The organism is Streptomyces sp. NPDC052020 (genome assembly GCF_040680575.1).
Lineage (GTDB): Bacteria > Actinomycetota > Actinomycetes > Streptomycetales > Streptomycetaceae > Streptomyces.
On record NZ_JBFAWY010000029.1, the window covers coordinates 69,493 to 94,505 of the forward strand.

Here is a 25,013-nt window from a genome sequence, read left to right on the forward strand (position 1 = left end):
GCGTCGCATGACGCAGAACCCGCACGTCAGCGACTCGTACTGGCTCCAGACCGCCCCGGGCGGCACCCCTCACCCCGCGCTGGAGGACGACCTCGACGTCGACGTCGCCGTGATCGGCGGCGGCATCGCCGGACTGTGCACGGCCTGGGAGCTGGCACGGGCCGGGCGGAGCGTGGCGGTCCTGGAGGCCGGGCGGATCGCGGCCAGTGTCACCGGGCACACCACCGCCAAGGTCACCGCCCTGCACTCGCTGATCTACGACAAGCTGCGCCGCACCCGCGGCCCCGAGGGCGCCCGGCTGTACGCCCGCTCGCAGACGGAGGCGATCGAACGCGCCGCCGAGATCGTGGACGAGCTGGGCATCGACTGCGACTGGGAGACCAGGAGCGCGTACACCTACGTCTGCGACGCGGGCCGGGTGGAGGAGGTGCGGGCCGAGGCCGCCGCCGCGAAGGAGGCGGGGCTGCCGGCCTCGTTCGTGACGGAGACCGGGCTGCCGTACCCGGTCGCGGGCGCGGTCCGGGTCACCGGGCAGGCCCAGTTCCACCCCCGCAAGTTCCTGCTCGCGCTCGCCGCGGATCTGGTCGGGCGCGGCGGCCGCGTCTTCGAGCACACCACCGTGCACGGCCTGGACGAGGGCGAGCCGTGCCGGGTGTCGACCGGGACGGGCGCGACGGTGACCGCCCGCGACGTCGTGGTCGCCACGCATTACCCGATCTTCGACCGGGCCCTGCTGTTCACCCGCCTCTCGCCGCGCCGCGAGCTGGTCGTCGCCGGGACGATCGACGCCGGACGGGACCCCGACGGCATGTACATCACGCCGGACGAGAACACCCGGTCGGTGCGCACCACGCCGTACGGCGAGGACGGCGGCGAGCGGCTGCTGGTGATCACCGGGGAGCACTTCACCCCCGGCACGGGCGACACCCGGGAGCGCTTCCGGCTCCTGTCCGCCTGGGCCCGTGAGCACTTCCCCGGCGTGGAGCTCACCCACGCCTGGGCCACCCAGGACAACGACCCCACCGACACGGTCCCGATGGTGGGCCCGCTGCACCACGGCGCGCGGCACGCCTACGTCGCCACCGGCTTCGCGGGCTGGGGCATGAGCGGCGGCATGATGGCGGGGCGGCTGCTCGCCCGGCAGATCACCGGCGAGGAGTGCGCCTGGAGCGGGCTGTACGACCCGCGCCGGCTGGGCACGGCGGTGCGCGAGGCGCCGTCGTTCCTGAAGACGCAGGCCGAGGTGGCCCGCCACTTCGTCGGCGACCGGCTGCGGCCCGCGCCGCCGGTGGACTCGCTGCCGCCCGGGGAGGGCGCCCTGGTCCGGGTGGGCGGCGAGCGGCTCGCGGTCTACCGGGACGAGGCCGGCGCCCTGCACGCCGTCTCCTCGCGCTGCACCCACCTGGGCTGCCTGGTCAACTTCAACGCCGCCGAGCGGGCCTGGGAGTGCCCCTGCCACGGCTCCCGGTTCGACACGGACGGCAAGGTGATCCAGGGTCCGGCGACCCGGCCGCTGGAGCGGCGGGACATCTGAGACGCCCCCGCCGGAGCCTGGAGGCGGTACGTCCGGGGCGCCTTCGGCGGATCACCCGCCCGGCCCGTCCAGGCGGGTGATCCCGGCCTCCGCCACTGCGCACATATGTGTATTTTCAGGACAAAGGGTCGTACGTTCATGCGGTGATCGCTCTTCTGCGTCGTGTGACCGCCGTCTGCGCCCTGGGCGGTGCCCTCGCCGCCTGCGGCACCGCCCAGCCCCCGAAGGCGCCCCGCCCGGCCCCTTCGGCCGTCCCCTCCTCCCCCGCTCCGTCCCGGCCGCCCACGCTGGCGCCCGGCCCGGCCGGTCTGGCCCCCGTCTTCGAGAACGGCCCCCGGACGCCGGGCAAGACCGTGGCGCTGACCTTCGACGCCGACATGACCGCCGGTCAGGGGCCGCGGGCGGCGGCGGGCGAGCGGTTCGACAACCCCCGGCTGATCGCCGCGCTGCGGGAGCTGAAGGTGCCCGCCACGGTGTTCATGACCGGGCGCTGGGCCGAGGAGTACCCGGACCAGGCCCGCTCCATCGGCCGGGACCCGCTCTTCGAGATCGCCAACCACTCCTACAGCCACCACGCCTTCACCGGCGACTGCTACGGCCTGCCGACCGTGCCCGCCCACCGTATGCGGGCGGACGTGGAGCGGGCGTACGCGGCGTTCCGCGCGGCCGGCGTGCCCGACGCCAAGCCGTACTTCCGATTCCCCGGCGGCTGCTACGACCAGCGGGCGCTGCGGGCCATCGCCGCCACCGGCGTGACCGCGGTGCAGTGGGACGTGGTGAGCGGCGACGCGTTCGCCACCGACGCGGACGCGGTGGCCCGGCAGGTCCTGGACGGCGTACGGCCGGGCTCGGTGGTGGTCCTGCACTGCACCCGCAGCGCCGCCCCGGTGACCGAACGGGCGGTGCGCGCGGTCGTCCCCGAACTGCGGCGGCAGGGCTACCGCCTGGTCAAGGTCTCCGAGCTGATCGGGGCCGCCGCCGCCCGCCGGTGACCGCCTACGCTGGAGGCATGAGCGATGGCGACTACTGCTCCGGCCGGGACGACGCGATTGGGCCGCCCCCGGCCGACGGGCCGCCGTACGCGGACTGCGTCCTGTGCCAGGAGCCGACGGAGTACCCGGAGTCGTACAAGGGGATCACGCTCTGCCCGCGCTGCGAGTGGCAGGAGGCCCAGCGCACGGCCTGCTCGGGGTGACGGACATGGCCCGGCCGCCGGGTCCGGGGCCGATCTTCCGGCTGGCACACTGGGGGGCGTGAGCCAGGACCAGGACCCGACACCCGTGCACGACGCCCCTCCCTCCCGCCCCGCGACCGGCGCACGCGAGTTCGTGCTGCCGCTCGTCGTCCGGATCGAGCGGGCGGCCCCGCCGCCTCGGACGGACGCGCTTCAGACCTCGGCCCGGGCGGTACTGGTCATGCTCGCCGACGAGCGGTCGCTGGGCGACGGGGAGTGGGCGCGGGCGATGCGGGACTGGCAGGACGCCCGGATCCGCAAGGTGGTGCGGCGGGCGCGCGGCGCCGAGTGGCGGCGTGCCGAGGCGCTGCCCGGCATCACGGTGACCGGCAAGGCGGCCGAGGTACGGGTCTTCCCGCCCGTCCCGCTCGACGGCTGGCCCAAGGACCTGGCCCGACTCCAGGTCTCCGGCACCGACCTCGACGACCCGGAGCCCCCCGTGGACGCCGACCCGTCCGCGCCGGTGCTCTGGATGAACCCGGACCTGGAGATGTCGGCCGGCAAGGCGATGGCGCAGACCGGCCACGGCGCCCAGCTCGCCTGGTGGGCGCTGCCCGCCGGGGAGCGCGCCGCCTGGCGCGACGCGGGCTTCCCGCTCGCCGTACGCACCGCGGACCCCGCCGACTGGCGGCGCCTGGCCACGAGCGGCCTGCCGACGGTCCGCGACGCCGGTTTCACCGAGGTGGCCCCCGGCTCCTGCACGGTGGTCGCGGACCACCCGGCGCTGCGCTAGCCGGGCGGCCCTGCCGCCGCCGGAACCGGTCAGCCCCAGGTGAGCGGATCGAGATGGAGGTAGAAGCGCAGGCGGTCGGGGTCGAGAGCGATGCCGTACCTCTCGGCGAACACCGCGTCCGCCGCCCGTGCCCGCTCCTCGTCCGGCCAGGTCTCGCGCGCGTTGGCCAACAGCAACGCCAAGTCGGCGTGGCGGTCGGCGAGCCCGAGGCGGCCCAGGTCGATGAAACCCGACACCTCCAGGGTCCGCGGATCGAGGATGATGTTGGGCAGGCACAGATCCCCGTGGCACACGACCGTGTCGGCGACCTCCTGCTCCCGCCGCCGGGGCACCTGCCCGGTGAGACGGGCCAGCAGCTCCGCGGGCGGCAGATGCCGCTGCTCCACGGGGAGGAACTCCGGATTGACGGCGTCCCGGGCGACGACCTCGCGCGCCAGGGCGACCATGGCGTCCAGTCCCCGGCCGAACGGGCACCCCGACGCGGGCACCTCGTGCAGCCGGCGCACCGCGTCCGCGACGCGCTCCCAGGAGAGGCGCAGTTCCTCGGCGGACACCTGATCAGCGGGGACACCGGAGACGGCACTGGTCACCAGGCAGGCCCCCGCGTCACCGGAGGACCAGTCGAGCACCCGGGGACCCGGCACGCCCTGCCCGCTCAGCCACACGATCCGCTCCCGCTCGGCCTCCAGGCCGGCCGCGTCCGCGGCGGGCACGCACTTGGCATACCGGGTGGCGTCCGCGCTGCGGAAGACGAAGGCCCCCGACTCACCCGCGGTGACGGCCAGCCAGTCGCCGCCGCCCACGCCGAGCAGCGCCGGGGACACGGTGCGGGGTCCGAGGTGATCGCTCATGACGCCGACCCTAGCCAGTGCCGGAACGAGAACGGCGGCTTCGTCGGGAGTTTCAGCGCGGGGACCGAGGCCGCGGCCCGGCGCCGCACTCGTCCGCCCCTTCTCCGGTGAGCCGTGTGTCCAGGTGGTAGACGACGGTGACGTCCTCGTAGTCCCGGCCGGGAACGACCTTCCCGGGCAGGCGGGTGCGGTCGCTGTGGCTCGTCGACTCCCGCGCCCCCGTGCCGGGGAAGCGGACCTCCGTGCGAGGTTCCTCCGCGAAGCGCAGGCGCCGGGCGCGGACCGTCGACCGGAACGACACGTCCCCCGCCGGGCTCGCCGCCCCAGCGCCACCCCCTCCGGCACGAGCGCTCCGGCCGGCGCCCTCCGGCGCCGCGACCTCCGCCCTTCAGGGCGGTTCCTCTCCTTCCGCCCCCTCCGTCGCGGCCCGCCGGTACCGCGGCGGCAGCGGCCGGCCCCCGGCTTCCCGGGCGGCTCTCCGCGCGGCCGCCTGCGTACGGCGTACACGGCGTACGGTGCGGGCGGCCCGGGGCCGTACCGCGCCGGCCCCCGGACCCCCGACGTCCGTGGCGGGGGCGGCCTCGGCCCCGTCCGCGACGTCCGCGGTTCTCGTCCCCCCGGCATCCGGGAGGCCCAGGCCGGTCCCCTCCCCCACCGTGTCCCCCACCGCCTCCGTCACGTCCGCCGCGGTGTCACCGAGCCGCCGGCCCGCCCGTCCGACGGCGGCGCCCGCCTCGCCGCCGGCATCGCCCACCGCGCGCCCGGCGGCTCCGCCCACATCCCGGACGGCCGCGCCGGCTCCGTGGCCGACGTCCTCCGCCACCGCGCCCACCCCGTGCCCGACGTCCCGCACCGCGCCGCCGGCTCCGACGCCCACGTCGCGAACGGCGCTTCCCGCACCCCGGCCGACATCCTGGACGGCCCGCCCGGCACCCGTGCCCAGCTCGCCCAGGGCAGAGCGGGCGCCGCCGCCCACGTCCCGCACGGCGGACCCGAGCCCCCGCGCCAGCTCACGCAGCAGCTCCGGGTTGCGGTCGAGCGTCGTGAGCACCCGGTCGATGATCGTCGTGACGTTGTCGAGGCGCACCCTGAGCTGAGCCTGCGCCTCCACCCCCGAGATGCCCAGGTGCACCCGCCCGAGGAGAACGTCGGCGCCCACGTTCAGCTTCAGCAGATCCAGCACCTCGGCCTGCAAGGAGACGTGCGCCCGCAGGTTCTCGACGTCCAGATCGATCTCGTCGACCTTCAGCAGGGGCACGTCGAGGAAGACGTCCGGGTTCCCGTCGGGGGCGGCGACGGGAACCCCGGGGTCCACCCGGTAGGGTTCCGGCTCCTCGTCGTAACGCTCGGGCTCGGTGTACTCGTCGATGCCCTCGGCTCCAGCGTCGTACGGGTCGCGCCCCGCGAAGGACGCCGCGTCGTTCTCGGCGCTGTCGGGCATCACCGGACCTCCCCGCTCACGGACATTTCCACCCATTCTCGATGATTGCGGGCCGGACCGCCCATCCAGCGCGGCTCAGGCACGGCTCCGCGATCACGAGGCCGGGCGTCGCCGCCAGGCCCGTCGCGGTGGCGCCCGAGAGATACCTGTGTGCCGGTCACAGCCGTTCCGGCGACGCCGCGTTGCCCTCCGGTGGCGGGTGAGCGGGGGCGGTCCTACGTTGACGGAGATCCGCCCGCACAGGCGGAAACCCGGACAACGAGGAGGACGGATCATGGCGGACGAGTCGGCCGACAGCGGCTTCACGATCAAGATGTGTGATCTGCCGGTGACCCTGCCGGCCAGGGACGACAGTGAGTGGTCCCTGCGGGAGATCCTCGAGTGGGCTCCCCGGCACTCCGACTGGAAGTCGAAGAAGATATGCGTCCAGGGATGCGGGGTGAGCTGTCTTGAGGTGCCCAAGGGGACACTGATCGAGGTGCCCACGAAGGACGCCCTGGACATGCGGCTGGTCGCTCCGGCAGAGGTCGAGCGGCGGCTCGCGGAGAACCGCCTGTGGCGCGCCCCGGAGTGAGGGATCACGCCTGTTGAGGCGCGCCGCCCGCCGTGGCGGCACCGCTGACGATGCGGTCCTGGAACTCCGCGTGACAGAAGTGGTACACGGGCCCGACCCTTCTGAGCACGCTGAGCATCCGGGCGTCCTCCAGGAACGACAGAGGACGGCTCGGCAGCCGTCGGGCCGCGGCGAGCCGCAGCCCCGCCTCGCGGTAGGCGAAGTAGGCGGTGCCCGACACGGCCAGCAGACCCGCGGCGAGCCCCATCGCCGCATTCGCCTCCAGGGTCTCCAGCCAGCGGCCGACGGCGTCGACGGCCTGGATGTCACTGCCCGCGAAATGTCCCTCGAACGCGATGAACCACTTGGCCAGGGGCGGCACCAGCGCGAACACCAGCAGGGCGGCGGCCGCGGCGCGTTCACCGCGCAAGGTCGACTGCGGCGTTTCCTGCTCCAGGTCGGCCGGTACCCGCGCCCAGCGCAGCACCGCCAGCCCGAGGCCGAACAGGAGCCCGAAGAAGGCGCCGAAGCCGCCGCACGCCACGAGCCTCGTCGACCAGGCGATCATGGGACCCCAGGGGGCCATGAAGGCCAGCACGGTCCCCAGAACGAGGCCGAACAGCAGCCCCCGGCCGAGGCAGGCGGGCAGCATCGCCGCGAGCACCCGGACCGGGGCGCGGAAGTCCAGCCGGGCGGGGCGGGACGAACCGCCCGACAGGCGCAGTCCCGCCATGACACCGGCGATCAGCAGCAGGACACAGGCACGGGAGGCCGCACGCCGGCTGACGAAGACCAGGTCCTCGGCCGGGGTGATGAAGACGATCCGGGTGGGGGCCTCGCCGGTCACCTGCCGAAGCGGCATGTACAGGAGAATGCCGGCGGCCTGGGCACCCAGCCAGAAGAGCACGACGTACGGCAGGATTCTCCGCACCCCGGCGCCGAGGTCGCCCGCCGGGTGCCGGCCCGCCCGGGCACGCCGCCGCAGCGCTGTCACGCACAGGGCGCCGAGGGCCGGCAGCACCATGAACAGGGCCCAGGCGATGCCCGCCTTGATCCCGGTGTACGGCGGCACGATCACCTCGATGTCCGTGTCCGCGCGTTCCACCGCCTCCGCCCAGTACTCGATGAGCGCCCCCATCCCCGCGGCCAGCGGCAGGATGACGGCGCATCCGATCCCGATCCGGCGCAGGATCTCGCCGGCCATGTGCCGCCCTCCCCGGACACGCTCCGGCCGCCCGGGGACCCCCGGGTCACCGCCGACGTGGGCGAGCCGGATCACCACGCCGGCCCCGACCGCGGTGGCGAGCGTGACGGCGAGGAAGCACAGGAACCGCGTGAGCGGTGGCAGCGCCCAGTGGAAGTAGTCCCCCGCCATGCATCCCGCTCCCAGTCCGATCATGGCGCCGGCCACGGGTCCGGACAGGGGGCCCGCCGGGTCGGGGGGCAGGGCGCGGTGCAGGTCCCACCAGGCGATGCCGTCGGCGCGCTGGCGTTTGACGTGGGCGGCGAGGAAGGCGAGTGCGGTGCGGGCCTCGTCGGGGTGCCAGCGGGCGGCGGCGGTGCGGCGTACGTCGGGGACCGAGCGGTCGGTGGCGGTCGGCGGGGCGGTGAAGACGGCGGGGACCAGCGCGTCGAGGAGGTGGTGGCGGAGGGTCGCGGCGTCGTCCCAGCGGGTCAGGTCGGCGGGGTCGGTGCCCGGCGAGGCGTAGACGGTGCGGGCGAGCCAGACGTTCAGCGGCACCGACAGGGCCTGGGCGACGGCGCCCCGGGGCCGGCCGGCCAGGTCGTCCAGGACCGGCTGCCAGGCCGGGATGTGCCGGGGCGGGACGGCGCTGCGCAGATAGTCGACCACGTCGGCCGCTTCCACCGGTTGCGCGACGACGACGGCGGCGGCGGTGATCACGTCGGCCTCTTCGACCAGCCGGTGGTATTCGGCCCGGCGGGAGGTGAGGATGAGCGGGTCGTGCAGGGCGATGGCGTGGTTGACGGACGCCAGCGCCTCGGGCCGCAGGTCGGCGGGGATCTCGTCCAGGCCGTCCAGCACGGGCAGGACGCGCCCCTCGGCGACCAGTTTGCGTGCCGCGTCCCGGCCGTAGGTCTCGTGGTCGCGCAGCGCCGGGTAGTCCTCGTGGACGCGGCGTGCCATCCACTGCGCCAGCGGCTCCCTGCGCGGGTTCCACGACGCCAGGTCCAGCAGCACCGGGACGGGTTCCCCGGGTTCGGGGTCGCGCAGGAGTTCCCTGACGAGGAGGATCGCCAGGGCCGTCTTGCCCGCGCCGGGCTCGCCGAGGATCACCAGCCGCCGGCGCGGCAGGGCGCGGAAGGCCGCGGCGAAGGCGGGGATGTCGTCGCTGCGGCCGGACAGGGTGCGGCCCACCATCCGCACATGGTCGCCGGCCTCCGTCTGCCCGCTGCGCCAGCGCACCGCCAGCGGGTGCGGGTCCAGCAGGCCCTGCGCGGCGGCCTCCTCCGTCCACTGGCGGCGCACCATCGCGGCGAGCGCCTCCGCGGCCTGCTCCAGCTCCGCCCGGGTGGCCGGCGCGGCGGGCCGTGACCGGTGCCACGACCAGCTGAGCAGGCCCGCGACAGCCGAGATCACCACGCTCAACGACGTGGCGGCCGCCTGAGCGCCCGCGCCCACCACCAGGGCCACCACCGTGACCAGCACCACGACACCGACCGCCCCGACCGCCCACGGCCACCACGTCCTGTTCCGCGTCATCACGGGGATCTTCACCCGGTCCGGGGCGGTGCGGCGCGTTCGGCGCCGTGCGGGGCGTGGTCCTCGGTGGTACTGACCATGGCGACACTCCCTCGCGCCGTCCGGCGATTCGCGCGGTCGGCCACCGGTGTGTGCCGCCGGAGCGGTACGCGTGCGGCGACGGCGCGCCGCCGGAAGCCGGAAACCGGAAGCCCGTGAGCCGCCGGCCCTCCGGCCGGTCCGTCCCGGGGGCCGCTCCGGGCACGCACCGGGCTCGACGCGCGTGAACGTGAAGGGGACGGTTGATCGATGTCTCGCTCGGGACCGCGGTGCCTGGGCGTGCGCCGAGCGCCTACCGCCGGGTAAGGGCCCGAGCGCGTGCGTGGGCACCTCAGTTCAGGGTGGCACAGAGCGGGCGCGGGCGCGAAGTGGCACAGGGGGCCTGCCCCGCGCCGCCGCCTCGGAACCGGGGGCCGGGGCGAGCGCGGAAGCTCAAATGTTCCTCTGAACGTGCCCGCGCCGCGGTTGGGGCGGGGTGGGCCGGGGCCATACCCCCCTCACCGCCGGGACGGCTTCCCGGCGTGCGGAGGAGGGGGACGATGGAGCGACTGGGGACCGGTATCGGCTGGCGGCCGGAGATCGCGGACGCCGTGGAGCGCATGCCGGGCATCGACTGGGTGGAGGTCGTGGCCGAGAACGTCTGCCCCGGCCACCTCCCCGACTCCCTGCGGCGCCTGCGCGACCGCGGTGTCACCGTCGTACCGCACGGCGTCTCCCTCGGTCTCGGCGGTGCCGAACGGCCCGACCCCGACCGGCTGACCGCGCTGGCCGAGCGGGCCCGGGCGCTGGACGCGCCGCTGGTCACCGAGCACATCGCGTTCGTCCGCGCGGGCGGGCCGCTGACCGCCACCCCGCGCCTGGAGGCGGGGCATCTGCTGCCGGTGCCGCGCACCCGGGACGCCCTCGGCGTGCTGTGCGAGAACGTCCGCATCGCGCAGGACGCGCTGCCCGTGCCGCTCGCCGTCGAGAACATCGCCGCCCTCTTCTCCTGGCCGGGCGAGGAGATGACGGAGGGACAGTTCCTGTACGAGCTGGCCGACCGCACGGGTGTGCGCCTGCTGATCGACGTGGCCAACCTCCACACCAACCACGTCAACCGCGGCGAGGACCCGGCCAAGGCGCTGGCCGACCTCCCCCTGGAGGCCATCGCCTACGTCCATGTCGCGGGCGGCGTCGAACGCGACGGCGTCTGGCACGACAGCCACGCCCACCCCGTCCCGCCGCCGGTCCTCGGCATCCTGACCGATCTCGCCGCACGCGTCCGCCCGCCGGGCGTGCTCCTGGAGCGGGACGAGAACTTCCCGGAACCGGCCGAGCTGGCGGGAGAGCTGGACGCGATCCGGGCGGCGCTGCGCGCGGGGCGGCGGCTCGCGCCCGGGGACCGCGCCGAGGAGGCGGCCCGCGTCCCGGCCGTCCCGGCCCTGCCCGCCGGGACGGAGGCGGACCCCGTGGACTCCTCCGGCACCGGACCCGCCCGGGAGCGGCTCGGCCTGGCGCAGGCCGCGCTGCTGTCCGCGCTGGTCGCGGGGACGCCCGCGCCCGAGGGGTTCGACCGGGTGCGGCTGCGGGTGCAGGCGCGGGCACTGGCGGTGAAGCGGGCGGGCATCGTGGCGAAGGTCGCGCCCGAGCTGCCGGCGATCCTCGCGGACGGCTACCGGCCGGCCTTCCTCGCCTATGCCCATGGCCGCCCGCTGACCGGCGGGTACCGGCAGGACGCGCTCGACTTCGCCGAGCGGCTGCTGGGCGGCGGCCTGCCGCAGGACGCGCGTGCCCGGCGCGCGCTGCGGCAGTGGTGGCTGGAGCGGTCGGGACCGGTGCCGCCCCCGCGACGTCCCGCCGTACGACTGGCCCGCGCCACCCGCCGCGTGCTGCTGCGGCGCTGACCACCACGACAACGGAACGCCGCACACCGGCGACGCTCCGTCCGCCATCGGGCCCGGCGGCCAGTCCCGCGTCGCGCCCGGGCGGGCGGGCGGCCGCCGCACGGCGGACACGCCGACGCGCCGCGCGGCGGTGCTTGCCTTGCCCGGTGATCGACCGAAACATCCCTTTCATCGCCGCCGTGCTCGGAAGGGATCCGCGATGAGAGCTGCCGTCGTCCACTCGGCCGCAGGGGCGTTGCTCCTGACCGCCCTCGCCGCGGCCCCGGCCGACGGCGCACCGGAAGGGCCCGGGGCGGCCGAGCGGCGCGGTACCGCGGTGGCCGCCGCGCGCGCCGCGGCCGCCGGGATCTCCTTCGGCAGGTGCCCGGACGCGGAGGACCTGCCCGGCGCCCTGCGCTGCGGCACGGTCACGGTCCCGCTCGACTACGCCCGCCCGGACGGCCCGCGGATCCGGCTCACCGTCGGCCGGATGCGGGCCACGGGGAAGGACCCGTACGACGGCGGGCGCGCGGTGCCCCGGCAGGGGGCCCTGGTGTACAACCCGGGCGGGCCGGGCGCCTCCGGGCTGCACTTCCCGCTGGCCGGGCTGCTGCCGGAGTGGAAGCGGCTGGCGGCGGCCTATGACCTCGTCGGCTACGCCCCGCGCGGCGTCGCCCCCTCCGCGCCGCTGTCCTGCCAGGATCCGCGGCACTTCTTCCCTGGGCCCGGCCCGGCCCCGCGGCACCCGTCGGCGTCCTTCAAGCGGCAGCGGATCGCCGAGGCCAGGGCGTACGCGCGCGGCTGCGCCGAGCGGTCCGGCGACGCGCTGCGCCACCACCACTCCCTCAACAACGCCCGCGACCTGGAAGTGGTGCGGGCGGCGCTGGGCGAGAAGCGGCTGACGTTCATGGGCGCCTCGTACGGGACGTACTTCGGGGCGCTGTACGCGGAGCTGTTCCCCCGGCATGTGCGCAGGATGGTGTTCGACTCGGTGGTGAACCCGGACCCGCGGCGTATCTGGTACCGCAACAACCTCGACCAGTCGGCGGCGTTCGAGCGCCGCTGGGCGGACTTCCGCAGGTGGGTCGCCGCCCATGACGACGTGTACGGCCTCGGCCGCACCCCCGGCGAGGTGCAGCGCGGCTACGAGGTGGCGAGCGCCCGTCTGTCGGCGCGGCCGGCGGGCGGCACGGTCGGTCCGGCGCAGTTGCAGGAGACGCTGCTGCGGGCCGCGTACTACGACGATCTGTGGCCGCACCGCGCGCACGCGCTGTCGGCCTATCTGAAGGGGGATCCGCGGCCCTTGATCGACCAGGCGGGGCCGCATCCGGAGGAGGCGGCCGAGGAGGAGAACGGGAGCGCGGTCTACACGGCCGTCGAGTGCAACGACGCGCCCTGGCCGACGGACTTCCGGGTCTGGGACCGGGACAACACCCGGCTGGCACGCCGGGCGCCGTTCGAGACCTGGGAGAACGTGTGGACCAATCTGCCCTGCGCGTACTGGCCGGCGCCGCGGCAGCGGCCGCTGGAGGTGCGCACCGGGCCGGGCGAGCTGCCGCCGACGCTGATCCTGGCCGGGGAGCGCGACGGGGCCACCCCCTACGAAGGGGCGCTGGAGCTCCACCGCCGGCTGGCGGGCTCGGTGCTGGTGACCGAGCGGGGCGCCGGCACGCACGGCGTCGCGGGCGGGTCGAACGCCTGTGTGAACGGCCATCTGGAGGCGTACCTGCTGGACGGGCGCCTGCCGGCGCGGGACGCGTCCTGCGCCCCGCGCCCGGCGCCGGAGCCGGCGAGCCGCTCCCGGGCCGCCGCCGTGCCCGGGACCGCGCGCTGATCAGGCGAGCCCGGCCACCAGGTCCCCGATGTCCTTGCGGCGGCCGGTGAAGAACGGCACCTCCTCGCGCACGTGCAGACGGGCCTCGGAGGCGCGCAGGTGACGCATCAGGTCGACGATGCGGTACAGCTCGTCGGCCTCGAAGGCGAGGATCCACTCGTAGTCGCCGAGGGAGAACGAGGCGACCGTGTTGGCGCGCACGTCCGGGTAGCCGCGGGCCATCTTGCCGTGGTCGGCGAGCATCCGGCGGCGGTCCTCCTCCGGCAGGAGGTACCAGTCGTAGGAGCGCACGAACGGGTAGACGCTGACGTAGTTCCGCGGCGTCTCGTCGGCGAGGAACGCCGGGATGTGCGAGCGGTTGAACTCGGCGGGGCGGTGCAGCGCCATGTTCGACCACACCGGCGTGAGCGCGCGGCCGAGCCGGGTGCGGCGGAAGAGGTTGTACGCCTCCTGGAGCTGGTCGCTGGTCTCGGCGTGCCACCAGATCATCAGGTCGGCGTCGGCGCGCAGACCGGAGACGTCGTAGGTGCCGCGGATGGTCACGTCCTTGGCGGCGAGCTGCTCGAACAGCTCCTGGACCTCGTCGGCGTACCCGGCGCGGTCCTCCGGGAGCGCGTCCTTCAGCTTGAAGACGGACCAGAGGGTGTAGCGGATGACCTCGTTGAGGTCCTTGGCCAGCTTGCCCTTGTTCGGGATCCGCTCGGGGGCGGGGGTGGAGGCGTCGTCACTCATGGCCCTATTCTCCCGCTCCGCCGTGCAGGCTCTGCACCGGGTGGGCGGTGAGCTCCTGCAGAGCGCGCAGGTCACCGTGGATCTGGTCCACGGCCGCGTACGCACTGGCGACGCACGCCGAGATGCCGACACCGTCGTACGCCGCCCCGCACACGGCCAGCCCAGGCAGCCGGGCCACCTGCTCGCGGACGCGGGCCACGCGCGCGTGGTGGCCGACGGGGTACTGCGGCAGGCCGTCGGTCCAGCGGGTGACGCGCGTGGCGACCGGCTCGGCGTCCAGGCCGGTGGCCTCCTTCAGGTCGTGCCGGGAGACGGCCACGAGGCCGGCGTCGTCGCGGCCGAGGATCTCCGTCTCTCCGTACCGGCCGACGGAGGTGCGCAGCACCACCAGGTCCGGGTCCTCCTCGGCGATCCAGCCCCACTTGCGGGAGGCGAAGGTGGACGCCTTGATGGTCCGCCCGTCGACCGGGGGCACGAGGAAGCCGCTGCCCTCGGGCAGCGCCTCCGCGTCGGAGCGGCGGTAGGCGAGGGTGACCAGCGCCATGGAGGCGTACTCGACGGCGGCGAGCTCGGCCGCCGCGGCGGGCGCCTCGGCCCGCAGCAGGCCGGCGGCCGCGGGCGCCGGGACGGCGACGACCACCGCGTCGGCGTGCAGGACCCGCCCGCCGGCGACGACCCGCCAGCCGGCGGGCGCGGTGCGGCGCAGCTCGGTCACCGGCGCGTCCGTGACGATGTCGCCGCCGCGGGCCCGCACCGACCGGGCGACGGCGAGCGGGAGGGTGCCGATGCCGCCGCGGATGCCCATGAAGACCGGTCCGCTCCGCGGGGCGGCGGCCGTCCGGCCCTGGATGGCGCGGACCGCCTCGGTGAGGGAGGCGTGCGTCCGGGCGGCCTCGAAGAGCTGCGGGACGGCCGAGCGCATCGAGATGCGGTAGGCGTCGCCCGCGTAGACGCCGCCGAGCAGCGGTTCGACGAGGCGGTCGACGACCTCGCGGCCCAGCCGCCCGGCCACGTACGCGCCCACCGCCACGTCGTCGCCGGTCTCCGTGCGGGGCAGGGCGGCGTCGCGCTCGATACGGGCCAGCCCTTCCTCGGACAGCACGCCGGACAGGGCGGCGGCCGTGCCGGGGACGCCCATGACGTGCCCCTTGGGCATGGGGCGCAGCGCCCCCCGGGTCCACAGGGAGGCCGTCGCGGTGGCCGGCGGCTGGAGGCGGTCGGCGAGGCCCGCCTCGCGGGCCAGGCCCACGGCCTCGGGGCGGCGGGCCAGCATGGACTCGGCGCCGAGGTCGACCCGCACTCCCGCGATCTCGCCGGGCAGCAGCTTGCCCCCGACCCGGCCGGACGCCTCCAGCACCGTCACCCGCGCCCCGCGCTCCAGCAGCCGGTGCGCGGCGGCCAGCCCCGCGATGCCGGCCCCGATGACGACGACATGCCCCGTACCCGCACGGGTCTCCTCTTCGCGCATGTCCCCAGCCTCTCAGACGGCACCGACAGCGCGGCCCGGCCCCCGGGTGTCCGGCGCGAGTCCCGACCGTGACCTCTTCGGGACCGCTCCGCGCCAACGTCCCGGCCGCCTCCGGCGTCGAAGGGACGTCAGGTCTCACCGCTCACCACCTCGGGGGAACCCACATGCGCGCACGACGTTCGGTACGACCCGGCCGGCCCCTCGCCGGGCTCCTGCTCGCGGCGGCCCTCGCCCTCACCGGCTGCGGCGCCGCCGGGGAGGACAGCGCCGGGGGCGGCTCCGCGGCCGACTCCGGCAAGGAGGCCGCCTCGCGGGCGGACGCGCGCGAGGACGGCGCCTACAGCGGCGGCGCGGGCGGCGCGGGCGGGGCCCAGGCGTCGGCACCGCCGAAGCTCACCACCGGCCACATCATCCGCACCGCGTCGCTGACCGTCCAGGTCGAAAGCGTCCCCAAGGCCCTCGACGCGGCCCGCGCCGACGTGGAGAGCGCGGGCGGCTACATCGGCAACGAGACCACCACCCGCGACGAGGACGGCCACGAGCGCACCCGGGTCGTGCTGCGCGTGCCCGTGGAGAGGTACGACGGCGTCCTGGCCGGTCTGGAAGGCGCCGGGAAGCTGCTCGAACGCGGCGCCAAGGCCGAGGACGTCACCGATCAGGTCGTGGACGTGGAGAGCCGGATCACGTCCCAGCGCGCCAGCGTGGCCCGCGTCCGCGCGCTGATGGACCGGGCGACGAAGCTGAGCGACGTGGTGACCCTGGAGGGCGAGCTGAGCTCCCGCCAGGCCGAACTGGAGGCGCTGCTGGCCCGGCAGGCGTCCCTGAAGGACCGTACGACGCTGGCCACGATCACCCTGTCCCTGACCGAGACGCCGGTGTCGCAGACCGAGGGGGAGGACGACACCGGTTTCACCGACGCGCTGGCGGGCGGCTGGGACGCGTTCGTGACGATGCTGCGCTGGCTGGCGGTGGCGCTCGGCGCGGCGCTGCCGTTCGCCGCGGTGGCGGCGCCGCTCGTGCTGCTGTGGCCGCGGGTGGCGCGGGCGCGGCGGCCGGGCCGCTCCGCCGGCACCGACGGCCAGGACTGAGCGGCAGCGGGCCGAGCGGACCGCGAGGGGGCGAGCGGGGCGGGGCCGGCGGGCAGGGCCGAGGGGGAACGGTTCGGCCCGTGCCCGTAGCGTGTCCGCATGAGCATGAGCGATACGCGAAACCCGAGGCGGCGTCTGGTCGTGATCGGCGGTGACGCCGCGGGGATGTCCGCGGCGTCGCAGGCCCGCCGGCTGAAGGGCCCCGGCGAGCTGGAGATCGTGGCGTTCGAACGCGGGCATTTCACCTCCTACTCGGCGTGCGGCATCCCCTACTGGGTGGGCGGTGACGTCCCCGGCCGGGACCGGCTGATCGCGCGCACGCCCGAAGAGCACCGCGCGCGGGACATCGACCTGCGGCTGCGTACCGAGGTCACCGAGATCGACGTGGCGGGCGGGCGGGTACGCGCGCGGGACGTCGACTCCGGGGCGGAGTCCTGGACGCCGTACGACCAGCTCGTGATCGCGACCGGCGCCCGCCCGGTCCGCCCGGACCTGCCGGGCGCCGACGCGCCGGGGGTGCACGGTGTGCAGACCCTCGACGACGGCGAGGCGCTCCTCGGCACGCTGGCCCGCACGCGCGGCCGCCGGGCCGTGGTCGTCGGCGCCGGCTACATCGGCGTGGAGATGGCGGAGGCGCTCATCAAGCGCGGTTACCAGGTGACGGTCGTCAACCGGGCCGCGGAGCCGATGTCGACCCTCGATCCGGACATGGGCCGCCTGGTGCACGACGCCATGGAGGGCCTGGGCATCACCATGGTGAACGACGCCGAGGTGACCGGGCTGCTCACCGGGGACGACGGCAGGGTCCGCGCGGTGGCCACGCGGGACGCCGAGTTCCCGGCGGACGTGGTGGTGCTCGGGATCGGGGTGCGCCCGCAGACGTCGCTCGCCGAGGCGGCCGGGCTCCCCCTCGGCAGCCACGGCGGGCTGCTCACGGACCGGGCGATGCGGGTGCGCGGGCACGAGAACATCTGGGCCGGCGGCGACTGCGTGGAGGTCCTCGACCTGGTCTCCGGCCAGCATCGGCACATCGCGCTCGGTACGCACGCCAACAAGCACGGCCAGGTCATCGGCACCAACGTCGGCGGCGGTTACGCCACGTTCCCCGGTGTGGTCGGCACCGCCGTCAGCAAGGTCTGCGACCTGGAGATCGCCCGCACCGGGCTGCGGGAGAAGGACGCGCGGCGGGCGGGGCTGCGGTTCGTGGCGGTCACCATCGAGTCGACCAGCCGCGCGGGGTACTACCCGGGCGCCTCCCCCATGACGGTGAAGATGCTCGCCGAACACCGCACCGGCCGCCTCCTCGGCGTCCAGATCGTCGGCCGGGAGGGCGCGGGCAAACGCGTCGACATCGCGGCGGTGGCCCTCACGGCGGGCATGACGGTGGAGCAGATGACGGCCCTGGACCTGGGGTACGCCCCGCCCTTCTCCCCCGTATGGGATCCGGTGCTGGTGGCGGCCCGCAAAGCGGCGGCGAAGGTGCGCGAGGCCGGGGCGTGAGCTCCGTCCGGGGAGTTCACCGATTCGCCCGCCGCACCGCGGGCACAAGTCCCTCGTGGTCATTCCCGTTCATGACGTGAACCCGGTGCGCGGCATCCCCTGGGTGACGTACGCGCTGATCGTCGCGAACATCCTTGTGTTCGTGTTCACGCCCGGCATGGCAGGCTCCCTCACGGGCGACGGCAGCCTGGCCCAGCTGTGCCATCTCCAGGCGTTCCTCGACCAGTACGCGGCGGTGCCGCAGGAGCTGATCCACCACGAGATGCCGCGCCTGGTGCCCACCGGCGAGACCGGGGTGGGCCCGCGCGGACCGGGCTGCGTGATCGCGCCGCCCGGCTATGAGAAGTCGCCCGAGCTGAGCGTCCTGACGGCGATGTTCCTGCACGGCAGCTGGGTGCACCTGCTGGGCAACATGCTGTTCCTGTGGATCTTCGGGAACAACATCGAGGAGCGGATGGGGCACCTGCGGTTCCTGCTGTTCTACGGCGTCTGCGGCTACGCGGCCTCGTACGGCTTCGCCCTGGCGAACTCCGACTCCGGGGACCCGCTGATCGGCGCCTCCGGGGCGATCGCCGGTGTCCTCGGCGCGTATCTGGTGCTGTATCCGAAGGCCCGCGTCTGGGTCCTCGTCCCGTTCCTGATCTTCCTGCCGCTGCGGCTGCCCGCCTGGATCGTGCTGGGCCTGTGGTTCGTCCTCCAGGCCTTCTACTCCGCCGGCCAGGGCGTCTCCGACGCCGGCACGGTCGCCTACGTGGCCCACGTGGTCGGCTTCGCCGCCGGCATGCTCCTCGCCTGGCCCCTCAAGCCCGGCACACCCCCGCCGCCCGAACCGCGCGGCGTCCTGTTCGGTCGACGGGCTCACTAAGGCCCCGCCGCCCCGGCCACAGTACACAGAGGAGTCCCGAAACACCGACGCGGCGTCCTGCCTCATGCGCCGAGGCGTGGAAGTGCTTCTGCCGGGCACCACCGCCGCCGCCCCATCGGACATCGCGCGTCGAATCTCCGACGCCATCCCGGCGCTCGCTAGCGTCGGTCCCCTCTGCCGCAACGACCCCTCAGGACCCATGAGCCGACAACCAGCACAGCCCGTCATCGACATCCACGTGCCCTGAACGCCTATCTGCGCGACGAACGCCTCGGCCCCGTCGTCAGCGAACGCCTCGCCCTGGTCCGTCTCGGCGCCATCGAGGCGTCCTGCTCACGCGACGTCCTGCCGCGCTGCCCAGCGCCGCCCGCGGCCCCGCCGCCCTCGACCGGCTTACCCCATGGCTCGCCCCCGGCTTGGGGTCGTGGCGGTGGCGGCGTACGAACTCGCCGGTGCGCTGGGCCCCGGCGCCCCAGGTGACGCGGAGCTGGTCGAAGGTGTCACCGGCGGGGCGGCGGCAGGTGGCGCGGAAGAGCCCGCAACTGGCGCATGACACGGGAGATCTGAGGGACGACGGCGACCACCCCGTGCACGAGCGGCACCCGGGACGCGGAGCACTGTCCCACCGCGAACACGCGCTCGTCCGAGTCCCGTCCCAGGTCCACACGCAGCTCCGCCGACACCGCGGGCGGCGTTCCCCGCCGGCGCTCGCCCAGGAGGAGGCTGCCGTCCGAACACCGCATGGCGGGCGGACGGTAACCGGTGGCATAGACAACGGCGTCGAAGTGATCACATGAGCCGTCCTGCCACTTCATGGCCCACCGGCTCCCCGTCCGGAACAGCTCGGCGGGCCGGCGCCCGCGCACTTCCAGGCGCCCGGCGTCCGCCAGGGACAGGAGCTTCTTCGCGTTGCCCACCGGCATGGCCGAGATGTACCGGTCGAGAACACCTTCCACGACGGTCCAGAAATCCTTCCACGCCGTCGGCGGCTGCCGGAGCAACCAGTCATTGGTCAGCGCGATGAACTCGACGGTCAGGTCCTGCCAGAAGTTGCGTCCTTCCTCCGCGATGGCGATCTCCGCACGCAGGCGTTCCACCGGGTCGTCCGCCAATGACAGCTGATCTCGAAGGTGGGGACGGCCGTGACCGGCCAGGCAGCGGACCAGGCCGGCAATGAACCGGTCGGCCTGGGCCGCGTCCGTCGTCCCCACCCAGGGGTGTCCCGCCAGAGCTGCGAGCGATCCGCTGTCCGAGGGGTACATCCGGGTCCTCACGGAGGGCAGGGTGCCCGACGGCGAAGCCATCTGGACACGGCAGCCGGAACGGCTGAGCAGGATCACCGCGTCGACCGCGGACAGTCGGCTTCCCAGAACCAGGACACGCGCGTCGCGGGGCAAGGCGGCGGCCGAATCCACGGCCGAGGCCGGCACCACCCGCGGGTGACACCGGAACGGCCGGACGACCGGTGGGGTCCACGCGTCCACTCCCATGCAGAGCATCACGGCGTCAGCCGGACACTCGGCCCCGCTCGCGGTGCGCAGCGCGTAACCCGGCCCCGCGCCCGCCACGGAGACCACCTTGTCCCGGTGGTGACGGAGCCGCACCCCGCGTGCCGAGGCTTCCGAGCGTACGCGCAGGTACCGGTCCCGGCAGTACTGCGCGAACAGGTACCGCGGTACACAGTCCCGCGGCGCGACGGGCATACCGAGTCCGCGCAGATAGTCGACGAAGTCATCGGGACACTCGGTGACCAGCGACATGCTGTCGGCCGATGTGTTGCACAAGAGCGCCGGGTCCGTCGAGGCGAAGGCATCCCCGTGACCGACCGCTCCCGGTTCGAAGACGTTGACGCTCCGGGCGACACCGGTCCGGACCAGGTTGACCACCGCCGACGTACCGGTCGCACCGGCTCCCACCACGGCGACTTCACGGAGCACGACCGGTGCCTCCGGGTCACACCGCGGTGATATCGAAAAGCGCGCCCGCGTCCTCCATGCCCATCAGGACGGCGAGGGACTTCTCGACCACGGGCTCGTCCTCGTGGACGAAGTACACGATGCCCGTGGCCCCCGTGGTGAGAGCGTGGTCCTCGACCGTGCTGCCGACCTCGGGCAGGGACGTGGCGCTGTGAAAACCCGGCAGGCGGCGGACGGCTTCCAGCCCCGGCACGCCGCGCAGCACACCGGAACCGAAGCTGCGCAGGAACGCCTTCCCCATCACCTTCGGCGGGGTGTACCCCAGACGCAGCCGCCGCCGGAAGTCAGCGGGAGCGAGCATGCTCTCGACCAGGAGGTGCTGCTGACTCGATCCGAAGGCTATGAAGTAGGGATCCGGATCAAGAGTCGGCCCGAGGATCCGGGCGTTCACCTCGATGATCCGGGGCCCGTCCTCCGTGAGGCGTACGTCCGTGTTGGCCGCGCCGCTCCGGATGCCGAGGGCGTCCAGGCACGCCCACACGTAGGCGATGACGCCGCGTTCCCCGGGCCCCAGTCTGTGGCAGCTGATCGTGTGGCGCCGCGTCGGCGTGCCGCCGTGTTCGTCGACCCGGCTGCGCGACACCTCGTGGAGGTGGTGTTGTCCGTCCATGCTCACCGTGGAGACGAGGTACTGGGTACCGGGAAGGTATTCCTGGACGAGCACTGCCTCGTTGACCGTGCCGAGCATGTTGGGGCGGCGGTGGATCGCCATGAAATGCTCGGTGGTCTCCCGTTCCGTACGGCAGATCCTGCACCCGTCGCTCCCGGAACTGGCGGGAGGCTTGGCGACAAGCGGCAGTCCCACGTGATCGAGGGCGCCGGGCAGGTCGTCCCCGGTGGTGACCAGGGCCTGCCGGGGCACCTGGAGGCCGGCGTCACCCAGAGCGCGCACCATTCGCGCCTTGTCACACCGTGCCGAGGCCGTCGCATCGTCGTTGCGCGGAAGGTCCAGGTGCGCGGCAAGGCGGTGGGCGAGGTCGACGCCGGCCTCGCTCCCGGGAACGACGTGCCGGACACGCAGGCCGCGCAGCAGGCGGGCGGTGCTGCGCACGTCCCGGTTAACCACACGCCGACCGGGGCCGCCATCCTCAGCCGCCGCTGCGAAGTGCCCGTCGTAGACGAGCACACACTCCTCGCCGCGCTCCCTGATGGCCGCCGACAGGAAAACGCCGCTCGAGACAGGATTCACGAGAGTGATCATCAGCGCACCTCCGCCTATCGATCTCCGCCCGAACCGGCCGCCCGCACCACGAGTCGAAGTCCGGGCCGACGGGCACACCTCGACCGGCCTCAGGCTATTCCTGTACCCGGTAAGGCGCGATCGAGGCAGACCAATACAGCCCGGCGGCACCAACCAGAAAAGCGCCGGATCATGAAAGCGCGTTATAATGGATCGAGGCCCGTTCCACCTTCTCGACCCCTCCCGCTCCCGGCCAAAGACCTGACGACGTCTCGCCTCAAGGATGTGGCCATGGCGAAGCGTTCCTGCGCCCCTGCCCAGCACACTCCTCGCTTTCCCGCATTCACCGGGGTTTTCCCGTCCGGATGCACGGCCTACGTGATGGGTCAGTACGGCGTGCAGTCCGCCGCTGATGCCCTACACGAGACGGCAGCGGCTGAAATGCGTGAAAGGTTTCAGTCCCCGAGCCGGCCGGACGTGGTCAATCGGGGCTCATTCACGGACTCTGCGGGGCTGACCAACACCATATGGTTCGCCTACTGGCTCGACCCGGCCCGCCATCGCTCATGGGTCGCAGAGGGGAAACACTCGGCTCCAATCCAGGGAGCAGGCGCGTGGTGGGAAGAGGCACTGATACCTGTGGAAGCCACCGAGACCCTGCACACCCACCGGCAGGATCAGTACCCCACGGGCGGCCTGGCGGAAATCCTCGACCAGGAACCGACGGAATTGCACGACTACTGGGGGTCCGCGCGCGACCGCATGCGAGAATCCTCGGCTCCGCCCACCCGCGGTGCCGCGCTCGAGGTCCACGACAACACCGTGGATGTAACCATAGAAGGCGGCATCTGCCTGATCCGCACTGCCCAGGACTGGTCAGGAAGCAGCACCTTCCGCGAACATTTCCTGCAAAAGGTCCAGCCGGTCAAAAAAAGAGGTGTCACCTACCTCGATGAGCACCCGGAAACCGGTTGCATCTGCACGCGGGAAGTAGCCGAGCGGGACATGGATGGAAACCCGCTGGACAGAGCGTGCACCGTGGCCTGGTTCGTCTCGCTCGATCACCTTCTGTCGTGGACTCATTTCCACGAAACACACTTGAGGATATACCGATCGTTCTTCTCCATGCTCCACGAAGAACAGAGCCCCCTCGACGTCGCTCTCTGGCACGAGGTGAGCGTGCTGCCACCGGGTTCCGTACGGGCCCGCTATGTCGGATGCCACCCGGCCACCGGATTGCTGCCGCTCGGCCTCTCCCACCAGGAGTGAGGCATGCGCGGCCCGTCGGCTCTTCGTCTCGCGAGTCCTCGTCCAGCACCTGTTCCATCCCGTCCCGTGGAAGGCCCCGCCCCGTGACACGCCATGAATCCGACACCGACACCGGTCTGCCCATCCCCGGCCCGCCCGTCTTCGCCTCACCCGCCGACGAGCGCCGCCATCGCAAACAGCGCCTGACCGCGGCCCTGCGTCTCTTCGGCAAGTACGGGTACGGCGAGGGCATCTCCGGCCACATCTCCGTGCGTGATCCCGAACACCCTGATCACTTCTGGGTCAACCCCTTCGGTGTCTCCTTCAACCGCCTCCGCGTCGCCGACCTGATCTGCGTCGATGACACCGGGACCGTGGTGGAGGGCCACCACCGCCTCAACACCAGCGCCTTCGTCATCCACGCGCCCATCCACACAATGCGCCCCGACGTCACCGCCGCCGCCCACGGCCACACCGTGCACTCCCGCGCGCTGAGCTCCCTTGGCCGGCTCCTGGTCCCCCTGGACCAGGAATCAGCCGCCTTCTACCAGCAGCAGGTCCTCTATGAGGACTATGAAGGCCCTTCCGTCACCGTGGCGCAGGGCCGCGACATGGCCCAGAAACTCGGTGACCACCGGGCCCTCCTCCTCAAGCACCATGGACTCGTCACCGTCGGCGAATCGATCGAAGAGGCCGTGCACTGGTTCTTCACCTACGAGACCTGTGCCCAGGTCCAGCTCCTCGCGTCGGCGGCCGGAACACCTCAGCCCCTCACCCACGAACAGGCCCTCGCCGCGGCCGAAGGCTTCGGTGCCCCCGAGCTCGCCCGCTTCAGCTTCGAGCTCCTGTGGGATGAGATCACCCACGAACACCCCGATCTGCTCGACGAGTGACGAGCCGCCGGCCAAGGGGCCGGCATGACCGGTGCCCGCCCGGAAGGGCACACGGGGTCACTCGGCGGTTGAGTGGTTCGCACCCTCACACCCCCCGCTCGTCCCGTTCCCGATCTTCCTGCCGCCGCGGCTGCCCGCCCGGACCGTGCGGGGCCTGTGGTTCGTCCTCCAGGCCTTCCACTCCGCCGGCCAGGGGCGTCTCCGACACCGGCACGGTCGCCCTCTCGTGACCCACGTGGTCGGCATCGCCGCCGGCAAGGGGGCTCAGTGCGGCCGGGCGCGGTAGAGGTCGCGCAACAGGGCGATCTCGGCCCCGTGGTGCAGCACTTCCTGGTTGACCCACCACACGATGTCGATGAACGGCTCCTCCGGGTCGCTGCCGTGCGGGTAGGTGCAATACCCCACGGTGTCGAGCGCAGCCTCGCCGACGCTCAGTAGCGCCCTCCGCCAGGCCGCGGCACTGGCGTCGAAGGCCGCGACCGCTCCTGCGGCGTCCCCGCTGACGGGGCAGTCGTCCCGGGTCAGTGCGTGACTGCCGGCGGTGTGGTCGGCGCGCAGGGCCAGCATTTCGCCGAGGTGGCTCAGGCGCCACGCGATAGTGGTGAAGGGCGGCGGCCAGGGATGCGGGTAGGAAGCGGCGTCGCGGCCCCAGTCGCCGGCGCCGGCCAGGAAAGTCGCGCGCGGTCCCGGCCCGTCCACGCGCCGCCGTACCGACCAGCAGCCGGGCACTGGTTCCCAGAAGTATTCCTCGTCGGACATGGGCCCGACCTCGGTATGCGCCCCGTCACCGCTGTCCATGACCGGCCCCGTCATCCGGTCGGTGAGGCGTTTGCGTGCGAAGTCGAACTGCTCCAGCAGGGGGTCAGGCGGGACCGTGCCGTCATCGGACGCTCCTGTGTCGAATCGGTCCAGGGACAGTCCGCCAGCCTGGCACAGCCGGCGACACGGCCGCGTCCCTGTTTTCCGAGGGCCCTCGCCAGAGCCGGCCCGAGAGGCTCACCCACCGGACCACGCGTCGGCGAACGACGCCATGAGGGCTCACCCGGCGGTTGCGGACCAGCCCTGTCTCGAGTTCTGAATCCCCCCGGGTCGGCCATCGACGGTTCCTTCCGGCCGCGGGGACGATCCGCGCCGCTTTCTCAACCCGCGGGCGTCCTCCACCCCGTCAACGCGGGGATGTTCCGTCCGCCATGCGGGTCATGAACGCCCGCGGAGCCTGGATGCCAACCCGGCTTGGTGGCCTTCACGCCCCGGCTCCGG

The 25,013-nt window shown here is 73.7% G+C and carries 21 protein-coding genes and 1 pseudogene; 13 read left to right on the forward strand and 9 right to left on the reverse strand.

The window, feature by feature from the left end:
* Positions 1–7 precede the first annotated feature (7 nt).
* The 4 genes from AB0L74_RS26115 to AB0L74_RS26130 all read left to right on the forward strand — a co-directional run bounded on the left by AB0L74_RS26115 (position 8) and on the right by AB0L74_RS26130 (position 3,501).
* The gene (locus AB0L74_RS26115; RefSeq protein WP_365657082.1) at positions 8–1,534 is read left to right on the forward strand and encodes an FAD-dependent oxidoreductase; all 1,527 of its coding nucleotides are present in this window, start codon (positions 8–10) and stop codon (positions 1,532–1,534) included.
* Between the two features lie 143 nt (positions 1,535–1,677).
* Complete coding sequence (locus AB0L74_RS26120; protein ID WP_365657085.1) at positions 1,678–2,526, forward strand: polysaccharide deacetylase family protein; 849 nt, start codon at positions 1,678–1,680, stop codon at positions 2,524–2,526.
* A 17-nt stretch (positions 2,527–2,543) separates the two neighbouring features.
* Entirely contained in the window at positions 2,544–2,729 is a 186-nt protein-coding gene (locus tag AB0L74_RS26125) for a hypothetical protein (RefSeq protein WP_365657088.1), read from the forward strand.
* A gap of 85 nt (positions 2,730–2,814) precedes the next feature.
* Positions 2,815–3,501 (forward strand): aminoacyl-tRNA hydrolase, encoded by a 687-nt coding sequence (locus AB0L74_RS26130; RefSeq protein ID WP_365657148.1) that lies wholly within the window; start codon positions 2,815–2,817, stop codon positions 3,499–3,501.
* 29 nt (positions 3,502–3,530) lie between these two features.
* Here AB0L74_RS26130 and AB0L74_RS26135 read toward each other — a convergent pair whose 3' ends face one another.
* The 3 genes from AB0L74_RS26135 to AB0L74_RS26145 form a co-directional block, all read right to left on the reverse strand.
* On the reverse strand, positions 3,531–4,352 hold the full coding sequence (locus AB0L74_RS26135; protein ID WP_365657091.1) for an APH(3'') family aminoglycoside O-phosphotransferase: 822 nt from the start codon (positions 4,350–4,352) through the stop codon (positions 3,531–3,533).
* A 52-nt stretch (positions 4,353–4,404) separates the two neighbouring features.
* Positions 4,405–4,653 carry a hypothetical protein gene (locus tag AB0L74_RS26140; RefSeq protein ID WP_365657094.1) on the reverse strand — a complete coding sequence of 83 codons (249 nt, stop codon included), beginning with the start codon at positions 4,651–4,653 and terminating at the stop codon, positions 4,405–4,407.
* 87 nt (positions 4,654–4,740) lie between these two features.
* Positions 4,741–5,793, reverse strand: a complete 1,053-nt coding sequence (locus tag AB0L74_RS26145) for a hypothetical protein (RefSeq protein ID WP_365657096.1) — start codon at positions 5,791–5,793, stop codon at positions 4,741–4,743.
* 274 nt (positions 5,794–6,067) lie between these two features.
* On the opposite strand from AB0L74_RS26145, the gene AB0L74_RS26150 reads away from it, so the two are divergent.
* Positions 6,068–6,367, forward strand: a complete 300-nt coding sequence (locus AB0L74_RS26150; protein WP_365657099.1) for a hypothetical protein — start codon at positions 6,068–6,070, stop codon at positions 6,365–6,367.
* A gap of 4 nt (positions 6,368–6,371) precedes the next feature.
* Here AB0L74_RS26150 and AB0L74_RS26155 read toward each other — a convergent pair whose 3' ends face one another.
* Complete coding sequence (locus AB0L74_RS26155) at positions 6,372–9,068, reverse strand: NACHT domain-containing protein (protein WP_365657101.1); 2,697 nt, start codon at positions 9,066–9,068, stop codon at positions 6,372–6,374.
* A 578-nt stretch (positions 9,069–9,646) separates the two neighbouring features.
* Between AB0L74_RS26155 and AB0L74_RS26160 the strand changes: the two genes are divergently transcribed.
* Together AB0L74_RS26160 and AB0L74_RS26165 are read left to right on the forward strand one after the other, a co-directional pair.
* Positions 9,647–10,990 carry a DUF692 domain-containing protein gene (locus AB0L74_RS26160; RefSeq protein ID WP_365657104.1) on the forward strand — a complete coding sequence of 448 codons (1,344 nt, stop codon included), beginning with the start codon at positions 9,647–9,649 and terminating at the stop codon, positions 10,988–10,990.
* A 199-nt stretch (positions 10,991–11,189) separates the two neighbouring features.
* Positions 11,190–12,803, forward strand: coding sequence for an alpha/beta hydrolase (locus AB0L74_RS26165; RefSeq protein ID WP_365657107.1), 1,614 nt, complete (start codon positions 11,190–11,192; stop codon positions 12,801–12,803).
* On the opposite strand, the gene hemQ is transcribed toward AB0L74_RS26165, so the two are convergent.
* Entirely contained in the window at positions 12,804–13,535 is a 732-nt protein-coding gene (gene hemQ / locus AB0L74_RS26170) for a hydrogen peroxide-dependent heme synthase (protein ID WP_365657110.1), read from the reverse strand.
* 4 nt (positions 13,536–13,539) lie between these two features.
* Entirely contained in the window at positions 13,540–15,003 is a 1,464-nt protein-coding gene (hemG, locus tag AB0L74_RS26175) for a protoporphyrinogen oxidase (RefSeq protein WP_365657114.1), read from the reverse strand.
* 164 nt (positions 15,004–15,167) lie between these two features.
* Between hemG and AB0L74_RS26180 the strand changes: the two genes are divergently transcribed.
* The 3 genes from AB0L74_RS26180 (at position 15,168) to AB0L74_RS26190 (ending at position 18,456) form a co-directional block, all read left to right on the forward strand.
* Positions 15,168–16,091: a DUF4349 domain-containing protein gene (locus AB0L74_RS26180; protein WP_365657117.1), complete on the forward strand. Its 924-nt coding sequence runs from the start codon at positions 15,168–15,170 to the stop codon at positions 16,089–16,091.
* A 99-nt stretch (positions 16,092–16,190) separates the two neighbouring features.
* The gene (locus AB0L74_RS26185) at positions 16,191–17,591 is read left to right on the forward strand and encodes an FAD-dependent oxidoreductase (RefSeq protein ID WP_365657119.1); all 1,401 of its coding nucleotides are present in this window, start codon (positions 16,191–16,193) and stop codon (positions 17,589–17,591) included.
* A gap of 55 nt (positions 17,592–17,646) precedes the next feature.
* A complete protein-coding gene (locus AB0L74_RS26190) occupies positions 17,647–18,456 on the forward strand; it encodes a rhomboid family intramembrane serine protease (RefSeq protein ID WP_365657121.1) in 810 nt (269 codons plus the stop codon).
* A gap of 500 nt (positions 18,457–18,956) precedes the next feature.
* On the opposite strand, the gene AB0L74_RS26195 is transcribed toward AB0L74_RS26190, so the two are convergent.
* Together AB0L74_RS26195 and AB0L74_RS26200 are read right to left on the reverse strand one after the other, a co-directional pair.
* Entirely contained in the window at positions 18,957–20,393 is a 1,437-nt protein-coding gene (locus tag AB0L74_RS26195) for an FAD/NAD(P)-binding protein (RefSeq protein ID WP_365657125.1), read from the reverse strand.
* A 16-nt stretch (positions 20,394–20,409) separates the two neighbouring features.
* Complete coding sequence (locus AB0L74_RS26200) at positions 20,410–21,621, reverse strand: ATP-grasp domain-containing protein (RefSeq protein ID WP_365657128.1); 1,212 nt, start codon at positions 21,619–21,621, stop codon at positions 20,410–20,412.
* A gap of 282 nt (positions 21,622–21,903) precedes the next feature.
* Between AB0L74_RS26200 and AB0L74_RS26205 the strand changes: the two genes are divergently transcribed.
* The 3 genes and pseudogenes from AB0L74_RS26205 to AB0L74_RS26215 form a co-directional block, all read left to right on the forward strand.
* Complete coding sequence (locus AB0L74_RS26205; protein WP_365657131.1) at positions 21,904–22,881, forward strand: phenylacetaldoxime dehydratase family protein; 978 nt, start codon at positions 21,904–21,906, stop codon at positions 22,879–22,881.
* Positions 22,882–22,964: 83 nt separating this feature from the next.
* Positions 22,965–23,753, forward strand: a complete 789-nt coding sequence (locus tag AB0L74_RS26210) for a class II aldolase/adducin family protein (protein WP_365657134.1) — start codon at positions 22,965–22,967, stop codon at positions 23,751–23,753.
* A gap of 97 nt (positions 23,754–23,850) precedes the next feature.
* Positions 23,851–23,974, forward strand: a pseudogene (locus AB0L74_RS26215) (rhomboid family intramembrane serine protease); the annotation flags it as partial.
* A 43-nt stretch (positions 23,975–24,017) separates the two neighbouring features.
* Here AB0L74_RS26215 and AB0L74_RS26220 read toward each other — a convergent pair.
* The gene (locus tag AB0L74_RS26220; protein ID WP_365657137.1) at positions 24,018–24,566 is read right to left on the reverse strand and encodes a DinB family protein; all 549 of its coding nucleotides are present in this window, start codon (positions 24,564–24,566) and stop codon (positions 24,018–24,020) included.
* Positions 24,567–25,013 lie beyond the last annotated feature (447 nt).